Here is a 16,471-nt window from a genome sequence, read left to right on the forward strand (position 1 = left end):
CAGGATTATTTCATCATCTCAAGTGCTACTTTTGCAGCCTCGGCAGCGTTTTCTGCAGTTGCGTCCGCTCCAATCTCGTCAACCCATTTCTTGGATACAGGAGCTCCTCCAAACATGCACTTTACACTGTCCCTGAGGTTTTCTTCCCTCAACATGTCCATCAGGTCTTTCTGGCCGAGCATTGAGGTTGTCATGAGAGCAGAGCCAACAAGAATGACTTTTTCTCCCTTGTGCTTTGCTGCTTCTTCAACAACGGTCTCGTTGAGAACGTCAACTCCAAGGTCGAGGATTTTGAAACCGTTTGCTTCGAGCATTGTGCTAACAAGCCTGTGTCCGATGTCGTGGATGTCTCCTTCTGCAACAAAGGTAATGGCAAGTCCTGCTTCTTCTCCTTCCTTCTTGTTCTTTTCAAGTTCTGGAGTAAGAAGTTCCATTGCATTGTTCATTGCTTTTGCAGACATCATAATCTGGGGCAGAAATACTTCGGCCGCTTCAAACTTGTCACCGATAATCTTCATTCCAACAGAAAGGCCCTTTGTAATAATGTCAATAGCTGGAATTCCTGCATCAAGGGCTTCCTGGGTCAACTGTTTAATGCCTGCGACGTCCTGGTTTACGATTGCATCGCGTAGCTTGTCTAACATTTCTTGGTTTGCCATTTTTTATAAACCTCCATTGAGACTAGCGGTTCTGTGCAGTATTGTTGGGCAGTACAATGTCTTCGACAAATTTTCGTAATGATTTTAGTTTGAGTACAGACCCAAGCTCCGCTAGCTAGAAAAGAGCATTTGCATGGGGTTCTCAATTTATGGTCAAATCCTTGCAGCCTTACATTTTTCAGCCATTAGGCGCGAGGAAATGCTTTATAAATCTCCGAATTGTCTACAACTGAAATTATTCACTATCATGTGCCATTTTATCCGAATGCATTCGGATTTTTTGTGAATAATTCCTCTCTCCTGACATTGTTACTGAGGAACTTGTTTGCCGGAAATTGCAAATTCCCAGTCAAATTAGGGGATTATATTCCAAATTTCCCAACAGTTTACCTGCTGGAACTGCCTGGGATTGTTCTGAACATTCAGATCCAATCCTTAAGTTCAGATTGAAAATTGTAGTATATAAATGAATACTATATTTATCGATGGTATATCAATGTAAAAAGTTCTAAGTGAGAAAAATCGGAAATTTCTACTCAAAGAACCCTGGTTTTTTTCCTAATTTTTTTCCTAATAATCCCAGACCAGGGTATGAAAACAAAAAATTTAAATACTAGAATTTCTATCCACCGCAATTTACTTCAATATATGCAAGCTCCGACTTTAAAATTCAGTCTCTGCAAATCTTTCTAAAAGGAAATCTTTAAGTAGTAGATTTGATGTGGGCGACAGAATATGTGTTCTCTTCTGAAGATACAGAATTGGCGAGTAAGAGCAAGCCAGACACGAAATAGCTTTCGAAAAGCTGTTAAAAAATGAGACCGGCTTTAAAGCCGGCGGCTTATTTTCTTTCAATCAAGTGCATTCTCAGTATCCAATACATTCCTCAGCGTCTGGATATGTTCAATAATATTTTCAGTACGTGTGGCTTTTTGCGCACTCGACCATTTTCTGGAGGTTGGCAGTTGGAGTCATGCTGACAATTCCGCAGCCAACTGTAAGCAGCCCGACACCTGCGTCGAGTACTTTCTTCGAGGCTTCGGCGACATCTTCAGGAGTTCCGTTCCAGAGTACGGCTACAGGATCAATGTTGCCTACAATAATTGAGTTCTCAACGTTGCCGATTGCGGTCTTTATGTCTACCCTCTGGTCTACGCTGATTGCGTTTACGCCGGTCTTGTCCATAATTCCAAGACCGTTGGTTGTGTTTCCGCAAATGTGGAGAACTGTAGCCACATCGAGTTCTTTCATTGCGTCAACTATCTTCTTTTGATAGGGCAGGGCATACTTCTCGTAGAACTCTCCACCGATAAGCTCATAGCTTGCGGTCGGGTCAATAATAGCTATAGTATCTGCGCCATTTTCAACCATTGCTTTTGCATATGCTACGTTGAAGTCTGAGCAGAAATCCAGAAGTGTAGGGACAATTTCTTCTCCTGTGAACAGATTGCCAAACCAGGCATCTCCATTGATGTGCTGGGCAAGAGAGAAGGGACCGATCATGGATCCTATCACAGGGAGTTCTTTTCCGTATTTGTCAGAAAGGATCTTGACGGCATCAAGGATTGCTCCGATTCTGCCTTCTTTCAGGCTGTAATTCCTTATCTTTTCCAGATCTTCCATATTGTTGACACTGTGTTTGATCACAGACGGCTGCTGTTTCTGGTCTCCGGCTTTAATCCCACAGCCAAAAAGTTCAGCTTCAGCTGTGATGTCAAAGGGAACTCTGACCGCTTCAAAACCTACTACAGTGTGCCCTGCTTCCGCAAGAGTTGCCATCTTCTCTGCGTCGGAATGAGCCTCTGGCCAGTAGGCTCCGCAAGCTTCCATCTGTTCAACAGTTGCAGTCTGAGTGAAACAGACAGCTGGCATTCTGTCAATCTGCTGTTTCCTTAATGCACGATATAATCTTTCTTTTGGGGTGTAATCTGTCATCTATAATCCCTCTCTAAGTTATATAAACGGAACTAATTTCAAAAATCCATAGTATAAATAGATATGTATTATTGTTCTTTAATAAAAGGATACATTATAAAAAAATACTAATTAAATAATCGAGATTAGCTGGAAATTTCTTTAAAACAAGTAAGCTTGTTTTGTTCGCACCTGCTGGATAAAAAGCTTAAAATATGTGATAGTTTATTGTTTTGATTCTTGTTTTTTTGATTCTTGGGAACTAAAATTAATTACTATCTGCGATTAAAGAACGTAAAAGGAAACATTCTTGCTATTTTCAAATTCGACAAGTGAAACATCTCCAAATAGGATTGGTAGCATGCTTTTTTCTCTCAGTAATAAATTTTTTGTAATTGGTAAACGAATAAGGTAATTTGTCACAAACTAAGGTAACGAGCTATACTAATTGAAGGAACTGATATGCCCCAGAATCCAGGATGGTATTATGATGAATTCAAACAGATTGGAGTAGATTATACAGATCTCAAAGAGGTAGAGACTTACGATTTAAGCATGCAAAAACTGAGAGACATTGAAAACGAGGCTAAAGGAATTTTGGAGCTTCTCAAAATAAAAAATACGGATCTGGTTCTTGAAATCGGAACCGGAACCGGGGAACTGGCGCTCAAGCTTTCAGGGCATTGCAAAAAAGTTGTAGCTATCGATGTTTCGAGGACTATGATCTATTTTGCAAAAACTAAGGCTGAAAACCAGAAGAAAACGAATATAGAATTTCATAATGCTGGTTTTTTAACATATGAAAATCATGATGAACCGTTTGATGTAATTGTCACTCAGCTAGCTTTACACCATCTTCCAGACTACTGGAAAATGATGGCTCTGAAAAAAATCTACGGAATGTTGGAAGATGGGGGGAAACTCTATTTGCGTGATGTCGTATTCCCTTCATTGGTTCAGGATTATGAAGACTTCTTCAGTAAAATCATAACTGATCTGAAGGGATCCCTGGGGGATAAGTTTGCTGAAGAAATGGAAATCCACATAAGAGATGAATTTTCAACACTTGATTGGATTATGGAAGGTCTTCTAAAAAATGCGGGATTTTGTATTGAATTTGCTAAATACGATGGTTTTATGGCAAGCTATCTCTGTAGAAAATAATATATTTAATGAATATAGATTTGAAGAATTCTTAAGAATAAAAGATTTGACAAATGACAGTAACTTGATAACAAACCATCTATATTCTCTAACCATTAGTGGGTGTTTGATAGTCGATTGGTAATAGTTTATATATTTCAAGTTTATATAATTCATAAGTTCTAAAAATTGCTATTATTCTTTTCCGCATTAATGTCGAATTCGGAATTGCATAATATTAAAAAATGGCAGTTTCCGCCAATAAATTGGCAGGCATGTACGGTATTTCAATCGAGGTCATACTACCATGGAGCCCCAGTTTATTGTTACTCGCTTTCACCGCTGCAAGTTTTACCTGTAGAACTTCTCTACAGAACCCTATACTTAGAGTTCAGAGCAAAGTCTGATTGACCTTTGTAGTAGTTCCAACTTCTAAAGCAAGGAACAGGCAATAAAGTATAGGTTTATAAGCTCAAAAAACGCCATCAGTGGATGTATCATAAAAGGGTTAACGAATTCGCCCCACCACTTCGTTGGTGAGAATTCTCCTTCACTCTTCTAAAAATAACGAAGCTAAATTATTAAACTAAAATTACAAGATTATACCAAATCAAAATTAAGAAATTGAAATCATATTCCATTCTTTATGGGGCCGTTTATGTTGCCTGATGCCCCACAATTTTGTATCCCGGAGGATCTGAAAAATGTACGGAATAGCCCTTGATCTGGGTACCAGCGGCTTTAGAGCTCAGATTATCGATCTTGAAACGAAAGAAACACTAAAAACGGTAATAACCATGGGACACCCCCTTCCAGGAGGAAATGTTATGGACCACCTGGACTTTGCAATCACAACAGGCGAAGACGTGGCTCATGCGGTGATTCTTGAAACTATCAGAAGGATGTTTCAGAAATTCGATGTTGACCTTTCCAGGGTAGAACGGCTGGCAGTATGTGGAAATCCCATTCAGCTATCCCTTTTCCAGAATATGGAAATAAGGGACCTTGCCTATGCAGGTGAAAATAAGCAAAAAATGCTTGGAGTACAAGATGTAAAAAGAGACGCCCGTATTTTTCCTGCTTCTGAGATTTTTGTAGAAAATGACCTGCCCAATTGTGAGATTATTGTGCCTCCTGCAATTAAACACGAGATTGGGGCTGACGCCCTGGCAATGATGCTTGAGACCGACTTCCTTATTCAGCCCGAAATCTCACTTGTTACGGATTACGGGACGAATGCCGAAATGGCTCTTAAAATCGGGGACAAAATTATCACAGCAAGCGCGGCAGCCGGGCCTGCAATTGAAGGACAGGGAATAAGCTCAGGTATGCTCGCAAGCCCTGGCGCGATCTGTGACGTAAAACCTGAAGGTGAGTACTGGAGAATTATGGTTCTTGACAGGGGAATGGAAAAGAAGAATGCTTACCTTATCCACCCAGTTACAGGGGAAGTAAAAGAATCCTTCGGCTATGAGGCCGTAGGGATTACGGGTACAGGCGTTATATCGGCTTTTGCGCTTGCGCTGAAAAGCGGGCTTATAGAAAAACCTCCTAAACTCCCGAATGGAAAACTGATTCTTGGCCCAGGAATTGAGATCACTGAGAAGGATGTGGAGGAAGCCGGAAAAGCTATAGGGGCGATCCGTGCTGCTCATCTGACCCTGATCGTTGAATCCGGGATTAAGTACGAAGATCTTGAGTATGCGTATATGTCAGGAGCTTCGGGAGCCTATGTGGATGCTGAAGACGCCCGCAGACTTGGAGCTGCCCCAGGTTATGCAAAGAGAATTGTCCAGTTCGGAAATACCTCGCTTGCACTTGCCCGGGAACTTGTGCTGGATAAGTCCAGACTGGATGATATAATCAGCATTGCAAGAAAAATTACTGCCAATCATCTCATGATGGCAACTAGCGAGACCTTCAGCAACTTCTATCTCTGCGAACTTTCTTACTGGACCATGGGAATGCCCCTTGAGATGTACAATGAGATGCTTGAACTCTACGGCCTGCCTCCCCTTCCAAAAATTCTCGAACACATAAGCATCGAAAAGCGAGTTAGCAAAGACATCGAACAGGTAGGATCAGGAGGGCTTACCATTCTCAAAGAAATAGGCATAATCCTTGAGGTTCCTGTGGAAAAATGCATCCATTGTAAAAAATGCGCACAAGAATGCCCTGAGGCCGCTCTTGAAATCCTCGAAATCGACAATAAAAGGATCGCAAAATATGACAGCCAGAAATGCCTGGGCACAAGCTGCCGCCGCTGTGTCGCTGTCTGCCCCGAGAATGCCATCGACATAACAAAACTCAAAATCACAGCAAAATAAATACGGTGGGTATTAAATTCCCACCCATTTTCTTTTATTCTTGCCTTTCCTTCACTCGGCTCTGCCTGAATACAATCTCTGTCCTCCTGGGACGGGACTCGGGTATCACAACACAGAATACAACATCGATGCAGTTCCTATTCCCAGGGGCTCCATTACAAGTTGCACATCGTATTTCAGTCGAAGCTCCTCTGAGATTGCACAGGGAATTCCAGGGGTGGAAAGCACACAATTTTTTGAGATTAAAGTTTCAGGAATCGTGTTTGCACATGGGGTCGCTTCAAAAATAGTGGAAAACTTTTTTGGGCTTTCAATGTCGAGAGGAATAATTCCAAGGCTTGAAACCGCTCGTTTCAGGAGGGTTCTATCAGTATCATACCCATATACCCTGAAACCTTTGTGTACAAGGTGTACTGCTCCGGGAAAACCTACCTTCCCAAGCCCCACAACCAGTACATCCTTTGAATCGGTTTTTTGATTCCTGGAGGCGATTTCAGCATAGATTATGCCTGTGGAGGGCTGGTTGTTGGCTATTTTTCCGTTTTTGAGGTTATGCGCAAGAAAGGTGTGGTCATCTGCCATCAGGATAATATCGGCTCCACTTCGAACGGCTTCATAATAGCCGCTAACATCCGACATATTCGTAACAAAACTGTCAAATCCGAAGTACTGCGTAATTGCATGCAGGGAAGCTGAAAAATTTCCTATTATGCCATTTCCTGAAGTTACAGGCACGATACCGACTTTCTCAGAATTCGGAGAGGTGCCGTAAAGAGCTTTGCAGACGCCTTTTATGTCAAGCCCGGTTACTTTCCATACAATAGAATCAGCTTCCTGAAGTTGTTTGTTAATATCTTTCAGATCGTCTGGGGTTAAGAGTGCCATTTTATCTCCATTTCCTGTTTTTGGGAAAATATAATTTCCTTTCTCTTCTCAGTTTTTTAACTTCCTTTCGAATTTTCCCTTTCCGGTATCCTTCTTTATTCCTTTATGCAGCCGCCCCAAAGCGTTCTTTGATAATGGAAAGTCCTTTGCATTTTAGTGTCTCGGCTTCTTCCTTATCCTTGCCCCAGAAAACCAGAGTGAATACCGGGTTCTTCCCTTTGCAAAGTAAAATCTCGATGCCGGGTTCCTCATAGAATTTCCCGTAATCGCTGCCCATGGAAAGTACCTGTTCTCCCACAGGAGCAAGAACCCCGTTCTCTTCGAGCATAAGGTGCTCGTAAATGCAGTACTTATCTTTAGGGAGAGCCCTGATCTTCTCTATACCGTCAGTAAAGGCCCGGAAAAGAAGTTCTATCAAATTAATCCCTGAAGAGTGGTAAACGGCTGTCGGGGTCTGGCTTGGGAAGCGGGCGTCGATTTCGATTACCTTGAGCCCTTTTGGGCCGGAGATTGCTTCCACATCCATAATCCCTTTGAGGGAAAGATTTGCTGCAAGAGCATGGGAAATTTGCCTGAAGGAAGGGTCAGAAGGAAGAGAAGTTACCATATGGCAATCGTAAGTTTCGTCGATATGGATCTGGGTCTCTTTTACTACGGCAAAATTATTTCCATCTCCTACAACTTCGAGGGAGACAACCTTACCTTCAACATATTCCTCAACCAGCATGTCGGGTTCAAGGATTGCAAGTTCTTTTTTATCATAAATTATTCTTGTTCCGACACTGCTGCTTTCGCAGGGTGGTTTTACAAAAAAAGGTGGTTCTAAGGGATTGTCCTGTGGAGTCGGGATTCCTATGGACTTAAAGTAATCTTTTGAGCTTTTCTTATCCCTGCTGATCCGGTAAGCTTCAAAATCAAAAAGAACAGGGCAGGAGATTTTTTCTTTTATATAACTTAGAAATTCAATGCAGGCGAAATTTTCGTTGACAGGAAGCAAAGCGTCAACTCTTTTTAAGAGATCCAAAAGTTTTTCAGGCTCCTTTATTACATCAAAGCAGTAAAATTCGTCCACATAATTCCGAATCAAAACTTGTGGATTTTTATCTACTAGAATAACTCTCATTCCAGCTTTCTTAGACAGATATGCAGCTTCGAAGCCCTGGAGTCTCCCTCCCACAAGGCAGATTGTCTTCAAGCTAGCACCCCAGGATTGCCTCAAAGTCCGCCTGCCTGGCAGGTTCCATACCTATGGACTCAAGTTTTTGGATAACGCTTTTTATGTCCCGGTCCCGCTCCTTAAGGTTGCGGTCATAGTTTGCAACGCCTTCCAGTCTGGAGTCCGGCGGAAGAATGGAGGTAACAATATTCGCCCCTGCGTTTAAGCGTTGAACCATGCCGTCAATGCCTTCTAGATCAAGGGAGGCAGGAATGAGGCGTTTCGGGAACAATAATCTAAGTACTGATATAATTTTCAGTTCCGAGAGGCTCGATTTATCCCTGAAACCCTCAAGCGGGGTTCCTTCCTGGGGCAAGAAGGTCATAACTCGTACCATATCTGGATTGTTTGTACTCATCCCTCTTAAGGACAGGATGGTAGACTCGATATCGTTTCCAACGCCTGTGAGAATTCCATCTTCAATACAGTATCCCTGTTCTTTAGCAAAAAGGCGTGCATGGACACGTCCGTCGAATGACTGTCCGACCCTGAGTTTTCTATAGAGTTCGGTATCATATGTTTCTTGGTAAAGTGCCAGGAAGTTTGCTCCTTTTTCCCTGGCTTTGAGAAGAGTGTTATTATCCATCAGGCCCGGAGAAATCATTATGGGAAGCCCTAGTTCTTCCTTTACTATCTGGATAAGCTCAACAAACTTATCAGGGTCTTCATAGTAATAGGGGTCTTCTCCCATGGTCAGGTCAACCATATGAAAGCCTGCTCCTTTCAGGGCTTTGCAGGTTTCTTTTATCTCCTCTCTGGTTAACCGATAACGATTGATCTCGTTTCTACAGTTATAGTAGCAAAAAGAGCATTGATTCTTACAGTAAGTGGAGAAATAGATGAAACAATTAAGAAATACCTTATTGCCGAAATAATAATCTCTGACTACTCGTGCTGCGGAATAAAGTTTCTCCAGGTCTTCTTCGGATTCAATGGAGAGCAGAGTCCTCAGATCATCGTCAGATAATTGGTAACCTTCAATGATTTTTTCTCCTAGCCTGTCAAATAAATTAATTGCCATTTTCTGGATCAAAATTTCACCCTCTCGTAAACATCTAATATTTATTTTGACCGATTCGGGGTCGAGCTGCCATTAGTATTGTTACTTAACCTGTTTTTCTATCCATGCTGCCACTTTGTTTTTGTGATCTGGTATTGCCATTTGTTTTTGTGATCTGGTATTGCCATTTGTTTTTGTGATCCTGTATTACCATCCCATTTTCTGCCGTTCATTGTTCCAGGCTGTTTCAACCGGAGTTCAAGCTTAGAGACTGGTCGAAATCCCGTTATAGTAAGATTCGGATCTTGCCGCTCTCTTAATGTTTTTAAAGCCGTGCATAACCTTGAGCAAGCGTTCAAGCCCGAAACCTGCACCTATCCAGGGTTTGTTAATGCCCCATTCCCTGTCGAGAGGAATTGGACCGATGACTGCCGACGAGAGTTCCAGATTCCCGTGCATTACATCAAGAGTGTCCCCATAGACCATACAGGAATCCCCTACGATTTCGAAGTCGATTCCCAGGTAATCTAGAAATTCCCTGATCAGAGCCTCGAGATTTTCCCGGGTACAGCCTGAGCCCATCTGACAGAAGTTCAGCATTGTGAATTCTTCAAGATGTTCTTTGCCTTCAGATTCCTTTCGGTAACAGGGACCAATTTCAAAAATCTTTACCGGATCAGGCAGAACTCTATCTAATTTCCGAAGATAGTTATAAAGATTCGGGGCAAGCATTGGTCTCAAGCAGAAATTTTTATCCACCCTGAAAACCTGCTTTGAAAGTTCACTGTCGCTATCAATGCCCATTCTCTCGACATACTCTGCTGGAATAAGGATAGGAGACTTGATCTCTAGAAAACCCCTGTCCACAAAAAATTTCGTAATATCACGTTCGAGTTTTCCAAGATAATTTTCCCGCTCATTGGCATAGATTCGCTGCAAATCGCCCTTTCTTCTTACCAGCAGTTCGGACTCAAGTTCCCTGAAAGGCTTTGCCGCATCCAGAGAAACTTTGTCTTCCGGACTCAGGAGGGCCTCAACCCTATCAAGCTGGCTCCGCGTAAGTGCAGGAGCAGGTACTGATGTAGAAGAAGATGAATTTGAAGCCGATTTTGCATGTACAGATCCAGATCTGCTCGCAGATGTCTGTGCAGATACGGGAGTTTCCAGAGGCTTTGGAGCCCTTGAGACTGATTTTGGCATGGCTTTTTTTACCTTCGGAGCAGAAACCACCTTAACTTTCACACTTGAATTGTTTTCGGTTGATTTTGTGAGGAAATTGCTGATATCTTCATCCGAAACCTTACAGTACTTGCAGGTTTTCCTGTACTTGTGATGCCTGAATGCTCTGGCTGTTCGGCAGTTCCTTGAATTATTTACAACAAGTCGGTCTCCACACGCCATTTCAATATAGATTTTCCTTTTTGAGACTTCGTGATGCTTGATCTTGTGAAGTGTACCAGTTCTGGACATCCAGAGCCCGGTCGCAGATATTAGAACATCTAATGGTTTTTTATCCATAGTGTCACCCCTGGTGAATTAAAAGCCCGGATGATCTCCAAGAAATAGTATTTCAGAATCCCAGCTTACTGAATATAAGCACGGAGCAGTAATTTGCTAACAGCTACCCGGAAAATAAAAGCGATTCCATAAAGAAGAAACAATTTATAGGCTCTGGGAAAAATCTCCAGATTCATAAAATATTTCAGTGGAATGTTACATATTACCATTCCGGGATTCAGAAATATGGCGGAAACCCCGGGAATCTAACCCGGCTGAACGGATTTAGAGTCCATTCGATCTACATGATCAGGTTTCCTCCTAGACAAAATAAGTTTAACAAAGCGTTTTGCTTCCTGTTATAGTTGTCTTATTATCTAAATTAGTATTATAAAATGATATTGTCTAATATATATGTTTATTGGTGAAATCCCAGAGGAATTTACAATTCTTATTTATAGTTGTTGCACACCCCGCGTCCTATCTCGCCTGAGTCTCGTCTCGCCCGAATTGCGCTTCGGGAGCATGCTGCCCTTTTCGCTTCGCTCAAGAGGGCTTAATTTATGAGACAGATTTTATTTATTTTTAAAGCTCTGTAAGCCTTTTCACGAGCTTTTTAAAAAGGGTTTTACCGCAAACTTTTTCAAAAAAGGCTTGGGCGAAAACGACATAAGCATTGGATTTGAGAACCTTATCCCCAAACCCTATATGGCGTGATAAACACAAACTTTTTAGAAAAAAGTTTGATCAAAAACCGGCGTGGTCAAGCGGCGCAACGCTTGGTGATAAACACAAACTTTTTAAGAAAAAGTTTGATCAAAAACAGCATTTTCGGTCAAGCCTTTTTTGAAAAGGCTTGTAGCGTAACGGTTTCGGTCAAGCCTTTTCGTAAAAGGGTTGCAGCGCAACGGTTTCGATTTATAGGAAGAAGCGTAAAACCACTAGGTCTTTAGCCTAGTGGATGTAAGCGTCAACTTAACCTTGGTTCCTGATGTATGCCTCAGCTATTTCCTTACTAACATTTCCTATAGTTGAGGCAAAATACCCATCACTCCACAAAGTCTTTTCTCCCCAATAATATCTTTTAAGATAGTTGCCTTGACTTTTCCATAACCTATTTGTAGTCTCTTGTTTCAGTTTTCTAACTATAGATACAACTGAAACTTTAGGCTCACTCTTAATTAACATGTGGATATGATCTTTGTCAGTTTCCATTTCCAGTATTTCAAAGTCAGACTCTTTTTCAATATCGTGAATAGTCTGTTTAAGTTCTGCGTTAAGTGGTTCTAATATCTTTTTCCTGTACTTGCAAACAAAAATAACATGGTACATAAGCAAAAACTTACTGTGATTCTTGTGCTCATACTCCATATTTACCAAAAACTATATATGTTGGTAAAGCATATAATACCATGTATGATGAAAGCGTTCAAGTTTAGACTATATCCGACAGAAGCCCAAGCTGGTAAACTTAATCAGCACATAGGTAGCTGCCGCTTTGTCTATAACTGGGCACTCAGTCAGAAAATTAAAACATATGAACAAACTGGAAAGTCTATTTCTAGGTTTGACTTAAACAAATTAATTCCAGCTTTAAAAACCTCTAATGAATGGTTAGGTGAGGTAAACTCTCAATCATTACAGGGAATGACTAAACAAGTAGAGTCCGCTTTCACTAGATTCTTTAGAGAAAAGAACGGATTCCCTAAATTTAAGTCTAAAAAGAATCCTATACAGTCTTTCCCAGTACCTCAGCACTATAGTGTTGATTTTGAAAACAACACTGTTAAGCTTCCTAAAATTGGAGAGATTAAAGCAGTTCTGCACAGACACTTTGAAGGTGAGTTGAAAACAGCAACCGTTTCAAAGACTTGTAAAGGAGATTACTACATTAGTATCCTTGTTGAAGATGGAAAAGAACTTCCAGTAAAGGAAACTTTCACAGAATCAACAACAGTAGGAATTGATGTAGGTATCAAAGACTTTGCTGTCCTTTCAACAGGAGAAACGGTTGAGAATCCAAAGTACTTGAAAAACTCTCTTAAAAGGCTCAAAGTATTACAGAAAAGAGTATCAAGGAAACAGAAAGGCTCTAAGAACAGAGCAAAAGCTAAACGAAGACTTGCTGTACTCTATGACAAAATAACAAATCAGAGAAATGACTTCCAGAACAAACTCTCTTTTAGACTTGTTAGCGAAAACCAAGCTGTAGCTCTGGAAACTCTAAATGTTAAAGGCATGGTTAAGAATCATCATTTAGCACAGGCTATAAGTGATTCTGCATGGAGTAGTTTTGTAACAAAGTTGGAATATAAGGCTCAATGGTTTGGGAAAACTGTTCTGAGAATAGGACAATTTGAACCCTCTTCTAAGCTCTGTAGTGTGTGTGGATACCACAATAAAGAGCTTCAATTGAAAGATAGAGAATGGACTTGCCCAGATTGTAAAACAAAGCATGATAGGGACATTAACGCCGCTATCAACATTAAGAAATTCGCTCTCATAGATCAAAACCTAATAGGGGTTTGAAACCTATTCAACACCTGCGGAACGCGGGGAAGAGCCTGTTGACTTGCTTTCAGTAGAAAGGGGAATGAAACAGGAAGCCACTGAGTCTTTAGCTCAGTGGTAGTTCACAATATCATAGCCTTGATCAACTCATTGCTCAAAAAATCAGGTAACATAATTTCTGAGGAGATACTCCAATGTCCACTATGAGTATTATTTCATGCAAGATACTGCAGGATGAAATTGTCTGGATTCTTGAAAATGATTCTTCTATTGATGAAATTATTATAGTTGATAATAAAAATATTCAGGAATTCATTGAAAAACTGGATAAAGTGAGTCTTCAGTATAAAGTACTCTCTCTAGAAGATATCTCCTCTTTTCCTGAGGTCAAAAATGAATGTAAGAAATATACAGTTTTGATACATCTCATGGAATTGGGTCTTCATAGAAGCCCTAAAGAGTTGAAAATTAAGGTATATGAAACTATAAAAGCTCTTGCTCCTTTTTCGTCGGGGATATTGCTTTTTTACGGTTTATGTGGGAATGTACTAGGGGACGTTGAAAAAGACTTTGAACATAGTTCAATCTCATGTCCGGTCCGTATTCTTAAAGACAAAGATCACAGAATTGTAGATGATTGCATAGGGGCTACTGTAGGAGGAGTCAAGAACTATCTAAGGATACTCAAAAGTGTCAGTGATGCTGGAACATACCTCTTTACTCCCATGTACAGCAAGGGATGGAGGGAACTACTTGACCTGAATAAGCTAAATAAAGATCCTGCCAAAGCATTGGAATTAATGAAAAAGACCCATGAAATGATTGGTTACAAAAGAGTTGCTAAGATTAATACTGGCCTCAAATACACTGAAAATTTCGACGTTTCTATTCGGGAATTTGCAAAAATGTTTGATTTCGAGATTTTGGAATTCGAAGATGGTAATCAAGAAATTTTTAAAGATTGTTATAAAGAACTTAAAATGGAGATTGAGGATAAATCAAAATGTTGAGAACTTTTATACCTTAAATACACGGTGAATGGATGTATAACGATACATATGATCTCAATGAAGGTTTCTTGAAAAGTATAACAGTTGGTGAGTAAGCTGAAAGATAATGAAGGGAAATAACAAAATAAGGAAGACAAATTTTCCCTTTTCAAGTCTTATTATAAAGCCCAAGGGTGCTTAGAGTCAGTGCAGTAGCGTTTACATCGTCGGTCTGATTTCCCCAGGAACCGCTTTCGTGGACATTTTTAAGGAGCCAGCGGATCGAAGGTTCAAGTTTGTTTTTAAAGCCTGTGAGGAGCAGAGCCTGAAGTGCCAGATTGCTTGTGGAAATGTGTTGCCAGCCGCCATCGTTTGATCTTTTTGAAAGGATCCATTCGGCTTTTTCCCGGATAAAAGTTTCAAAGTCTTTGCTTTTTGCCAGATTATCCTGTTTTTTAAGAGCAGTAATGAGGAGGGATGTTGTGCCTACCTGTTCCCAGGAAGGGCAATAGTGCTCATATAGCCAGTTGCACCCGCTTCTGTCCTGAGTTCCAGTATCTGCAAGAGCTGCAAGGGCATAGGATGTATCATAAACATCCCTATTCCAGGAATTTTTTCTTTTTCTGGCAAGCAGCCATTTTACTGAGGACATAAACACAATTCCTTCCGTTGAAAGGGCTGAGCAGGCTCTTGCGGTATCTCTTATTGAAGAGTTCCAGGAACCATCATTTTCTTGTTCAAGAATCAGACGGGTTATGTAAGGGTTGGGAAGCCCCCAGAGGGCGTGTGCGGATAAAGTACTTGAAAGTTCCTTAACTGAGTCAATTTTTTGGGTAGAGAGCCATTCAAAGCCTCTTTTCACGATATCGGGTTCCAGGTTGCTTGACATTTATCTATGCTTTTCGGGCTCCATCTATTAAAACTTGACTGAACACCTTGCTGAAAGATTTATTCTCTTCTGCAACTGCTTTTCTGGAAATCGGGGATTCTTTTCCTCTCACTTTTTCTCTTACAGGTTATCTCAAAGCCCAAATCTTCCCTATAAAGCTTCTTTTTATAAGTTCTCTTCTTGATCCAGCTTTCTGATCCTGAACTTGATTTTTTCACGGCATTTCCTCACGTACGACACTGGCGGGACTTTTTCATTCTCCTTGTTATAACTGAAGAGCCTCTCAGGTTTAATCCTCTCATGTACGACAATTACCGGGATTCTTGAGTACCTCACGACCTTTTCGGATACGCTTCCAAGCATGAAACGTTCAATCCCGCTTTTTCCAGTAGAGCCCACAACAATCATGTCAACTTTCTGGTTCTCTAAAAAATCCAGAATTTTTTCAGCCGGATTTCCTTTAAGGATTATGGGCGCAGCTTCTACTCCTGCAGCTTTTGCATTTCTTTCTATACAACATATTGCCTCACGGCCAACTCTCTCAAACTGCGCTCAGGCATTTTTTACCCGCGAGTCATCCATCAAAATTGAATCAAAAAGAGTTAAATCGATAGCGTATAAAGCATAAATCTTTGCCCCGTTCAACTTCGCAATCTCTACCCCGAGATCCACTACGTTTTCACAGGCTTTTGAGCCGTCAGTAGCGATAAGATCTTTCTGCACAGCCCTCTCTCCATACCCTCTCTCCTCCCCACTTACTCTTTTTAAGCTAATTAATTAATTAATTTAACGAGCTGATTCTGTAGATAAGAACTCTACTCAGAATCAGCTTGTTTTATTTATCCTCTCACAGGGCTTATTATGCCCATAATGGGATTATGCCTGTATCAACTTCTTCTCACTTTTGTGCCTTTCCCGGACAACCAGCACAGGAACTCTCGCGTGCCTCACGACTTTTTCGGACACACTTCCAAGCACGACTTTTTCGTATCCTCCTTTCCCAAGTGACCCCACTACAATCATATCGACATTATTGTCTTCTGCAAAAGTCACAATCTTTTCTGCCGGGTGCCCCCTTAGCACCCTGGTTTCAACCTCCGCTCCCGCAGCTTTTCCAATCTTCTCTACATAAGAGGTTGCCTCAAGCCCTGCTCTCTCGAGTTCATCAAGTGTCTCTTTTGACCATATCTTATCCAGCGGAATTGACCGATAGGGTGTCGTGTCGATGACATACACGGCGTACACTTTTGCCCCACTGCACCCAAACATTTCCATCGCAAAATCTGCGGCTTCGTTTGCGGTCTCTGAGCCATCTGTAGCGATCAGTATCTGTCTTCTCGGATTATTAGATACGACATCAATGTTTCCTTCCATAACTACCCCTCATTTTCTATTTTACTATCTCTGGATTGTGTTCCCGTATTCTGGATTTCCATCCTTT

Annotated in this window: 13 protein-coding genes and 1 pseudogene; 4 read left to right on the forward strand and 10 right to left on the reverse strand. The window is 41.1% G+C overall.

All coding sequences use genetic code 11. The features are described from left to right. Positions 1–5: 5 nt before the first annotated feature. Both AOB57_RS08870 and mtbA read right to left on the reverse strand, forming a co-directional pair. Positions 6–659, reverse strand: a complete 654-nt coding sequence (locus tag AOB57_RS08870; RefSeq protein ID WP_054298912.1) for a methyltransferase cognate corrinoid protein — start codon at positions 657–659, stop codon at positions 6–8. Positions 660–1,574: 915 nt separating this feature from the next. Further along, positions 1,575–2,594, reverse strand: a complete 1,020-nt coding sequence (gene mtbA / locus AOB57_RS08875) for a methylcobamide:CoM methyltransferase MtbA (protein ID WP_054298911.1) — start codon at positions 2,592–2,594, stop codon at positions 1,575–1,577. A 441-nt stretch (positions 2,595–3,035) separates the two neighbouring features. Here mtbA and AOB57_RS08880 point away from each other — a divergent pair, with 441 nt between their 5' ends. Both AOB57_RS08880 and AOB57_RS08885 read left to right on the forward strand, forming a co-directional pair. Then, the gene (locus AOB57_RS08880) at positions 3,036–3,737 is read left to right on the forward strand and encodes a class I SAM-dependent methyltransferase (RefSeq protein ID WP_054298910.1); all 702 of its coding nucleotides are present in this window, start codon (positions 3,036–3,038) and stop codon (positions 3,735–3,737) included. Positions 3,738–4,420: 683 nt separating this feature from the next. Then, positions 4,421–6,043: a methylamine methyltransferase corrinoid protein reductive activase gene (locus AOB57_RS08885; RefSeq protein ID WP_054298909.1), complete on the forward strand. Its 1,623-nt coding sequence runs from the start codon at positions 4,421–4,423 to the stop codon at positions 6,041–6,043. A 105-nt stretch (positions 6,044–6,148) separates the two neighbouring features. On the opposite strand, the gene pylD is transcribed toward AOB57_RS08885, so the two are convergent. The 5 genes from pylD to tnpA form a co-directional block, all read right to left on the reverse strand. Continuing rightward, positions 6,149–6,928, reverse strand: coding sequence for a 3-methylornithyl-N6-L-lysine dehydrogenase PylD (gene pylD / locus AOB57_RS08890; RefSeq protein WP_054298908.1), 780 nt, complete (start codon positions 6,926–6,928; stop codon positions 6,149–6,151). Between the two features lie 103 nt (positions 6,929–7,031). Beyond that, positions 7,032–8,123 carry a 3-methylornithine--L-lysine ligase PylC gene (gene pylC, locus AOB57_RS08895; RefSeq protein ID WP_193726262.1) on the reverse strand — a complete coding sequence of 364 codons (1,092 nt, stop codon included), beginning with the start codon at positions 8,121–8,123 and terminating at the stop codon, positions 7,032–7,034. A 1-nt stretch (position 8,124) separates the two neighbouring features. After that, positions 8,125–9,177 (reverse strand): methylornithine synthase PylB, encoded by a 1,053-nt coding sequence (pylB, locus tag AOB57_RS08900; protein WP_054298906.1) that lies wholly within the window; start codon positions 9,175–9,177, stop codon positions 8,125–8,127. A 231-nt stretch (positions 9,178–9,408) separates the two neighbouring features. After that, complete coding sequence (gene pylS, locus AOB57_RS08905; protein WP_054298905.1) at positions 9,409–10,662, reverse strand: pyrrolysine--tRNA(Pyl) ligase; 1,254 nt, start codon at positions 10,660–10,662, stop codon at positions 9,409–9,411. Positions 10,663–11,616: 954 nt separating this feature from the next. Further along, the gene (tnpA, locus tag AOB57_RS08910; RefSeq protein WP_054297573.1) at positions 11,617–12,012 is read right to left on the reverse strand and encodes an IS200/IS605 family transposase; all 396 of its coding nucleotides are present in this window, start codon (positions 12,010–12,012) and stop codon (positions 11,617–11,619) included. A 45-nt stretch (positions 12,013–12,057) separates the two neighbouring features. Here tnpA and tnpB point away from each other — a divergent pair, with 45 nt between their 5' ends. Together tnpB and AOB57_RS08920 are read left to right on the forward strand one after the other, a co-directional pair. After that, positions 12,058–13,170 carry an IS200/IS605 family element RNA-guided endonuclease TnpB gene (tnpB, locus tag AOB57_RS08915; RefSeq protein ID WP_054297574.1) on the forward strand — a complete coding sequence of 371 codons (1,113 nt, stop codon included), beginning with the start codon at positions 12,058–12,060 and terminating at the stop codon, positions 13,168–13,170. Between the two features lie 176 nt (positions 13,171–13,346). After that, positions 13,347–14,162: a DUF1638 domain-containing protein gene (locus tag AOB57_RS08920; RefSeq protein ID WP_054298369.1), complete on the forward strand. Its 816-nt coding sequence runs from the start codon at positions 13,347–13,349 to the stop codon at positions 14,160–14,162. A gap of 148 nt (positions 14,163–14,310) precedes the next feature. Here the strand turns inward: AOB57_RS08920 and AOB57_RS08925 are convergent, their stop codons facing one another. From AOB57_RS08925 to AOB57_RS08935, 3 genes and pseudogenes are all read right to left on the reverse strand, one after another. Further along, on the reverse strand, positions 14,311–15,030 hold the full coding sequence (locus tag AOB57_RS08925; RefSeq protein WP_054298368.1) for a prenyltransferase/squalene oxidase repeat-containing protein: 720 nt from the start codon (positions 15,028–15,030) through the stop codon (positions 14,311–14,313). 165 nt (positions 15,031–15,195) lie between these two features. Then, positions 15,196–15,753 (reverse strand): annotated as a pseudogene (locus AOB57_RS08930) (universal stress protein). A gap of 153 nt (positions 15,754–15,906) precedes the next feature. Then, positions 15,907–16,404 (reverse strand): universal stress protein, encoded by a 498-nt coding sequence (locus AOB57_RS08935; protein ID WP_054298367.1) that lies wholly within the window; start codon positions 16,402–16,404, stop codon positions 15,907–15,909. Positions 16,405–16,471: the final 67 nt, after the last annotated feature.

The organism is Methanosarcina flavescens, from assembly GCF_001304615.2.
GTDB lineage: Archaea > Halobacteriota > Methanosarcinia > Methanosarcinales > Methanosarcinaceae > Methanosarcina > Methanosarcina flavescens.

Excerpts from the sequence above, each read along its gene's own strand:
- AOB57_RS08870 (WP_054298912.1), bottom strand. The coding sequence starts at position 659 with ATGGCAAACCAAGAAATGTTAGACAAGCTACGCGATGCAATCGTAAAC.
- mtbA (WP_054298911.1), bottom strand. The coding sequence starts at position 2,594 with ATGACAGATTACACCCCAAAAGAAAGATTATATCGTGCATTAAGGAAA.
- AOB57_RS08880 (WP_054298910.1), top strand. The coding sequence starts at position 3,036 with ATGCCCCAGAATCCAGGATGGTATTATGATGAATTCAAACAGATTGGA.
- AOB57_RS08885 (WP_054298909.1), top strand. The coding sequence starts at position 4,421 with ATGTACGGAATAGCCCTTGATCTGGGTACCAGCGGCTTTAGAGCTCAG.
- pylD (WP_054298908.1), bottom strand. The coding sequence starts at position 6,928 with ATGGCACTCTTAACCCCAGACGATCTGAAAGATATTAACAAACAACTT.
- pylS (WP_054298905.1), bottom strand. The coding sequence starts at position 10,662 with ATGGATAAAAAACCATTAGATGTTCTAATATCTGCGACCGGGCTCTGG.
- tnpA (WP_054297573.1), bottom strand. The coding sequence starts at position 12,012 with ATGGAGTATGAGCACAAGAATCACAGTAAGTTTTTGCTTATGTACCAT.
- tnpB (WP_054297574.1), top strand. The coding sequence starts at position 12,058 with ATGATGAAAGCGTTCAAGTTTAGACTATATCCGACAGAAGCCCAAGCT.
- AOB57_RS08920 (WP_054298369.1), top strand. The coding sequence starts at position 13,347 with ATGTCCACTATGAGTATTATTTCATGCAAGATACTGCAGGATGAAATT.
- AOB57_RS08925 (WP_054298368.1), bottom strand. The coding sequence starts at position 15,030 with ATGTCAAGCAACCTGGAACCCGATATCGTGAAAAGAGGCTTTGAATGG.
- AOB57_RS08935 (WP_054298367.1), bottom strand. The coding sequence starts at position 16,404 with ATGGAAGGAAACATTGATGTCGTATCTAATAATCCGAGAAGACAGATA.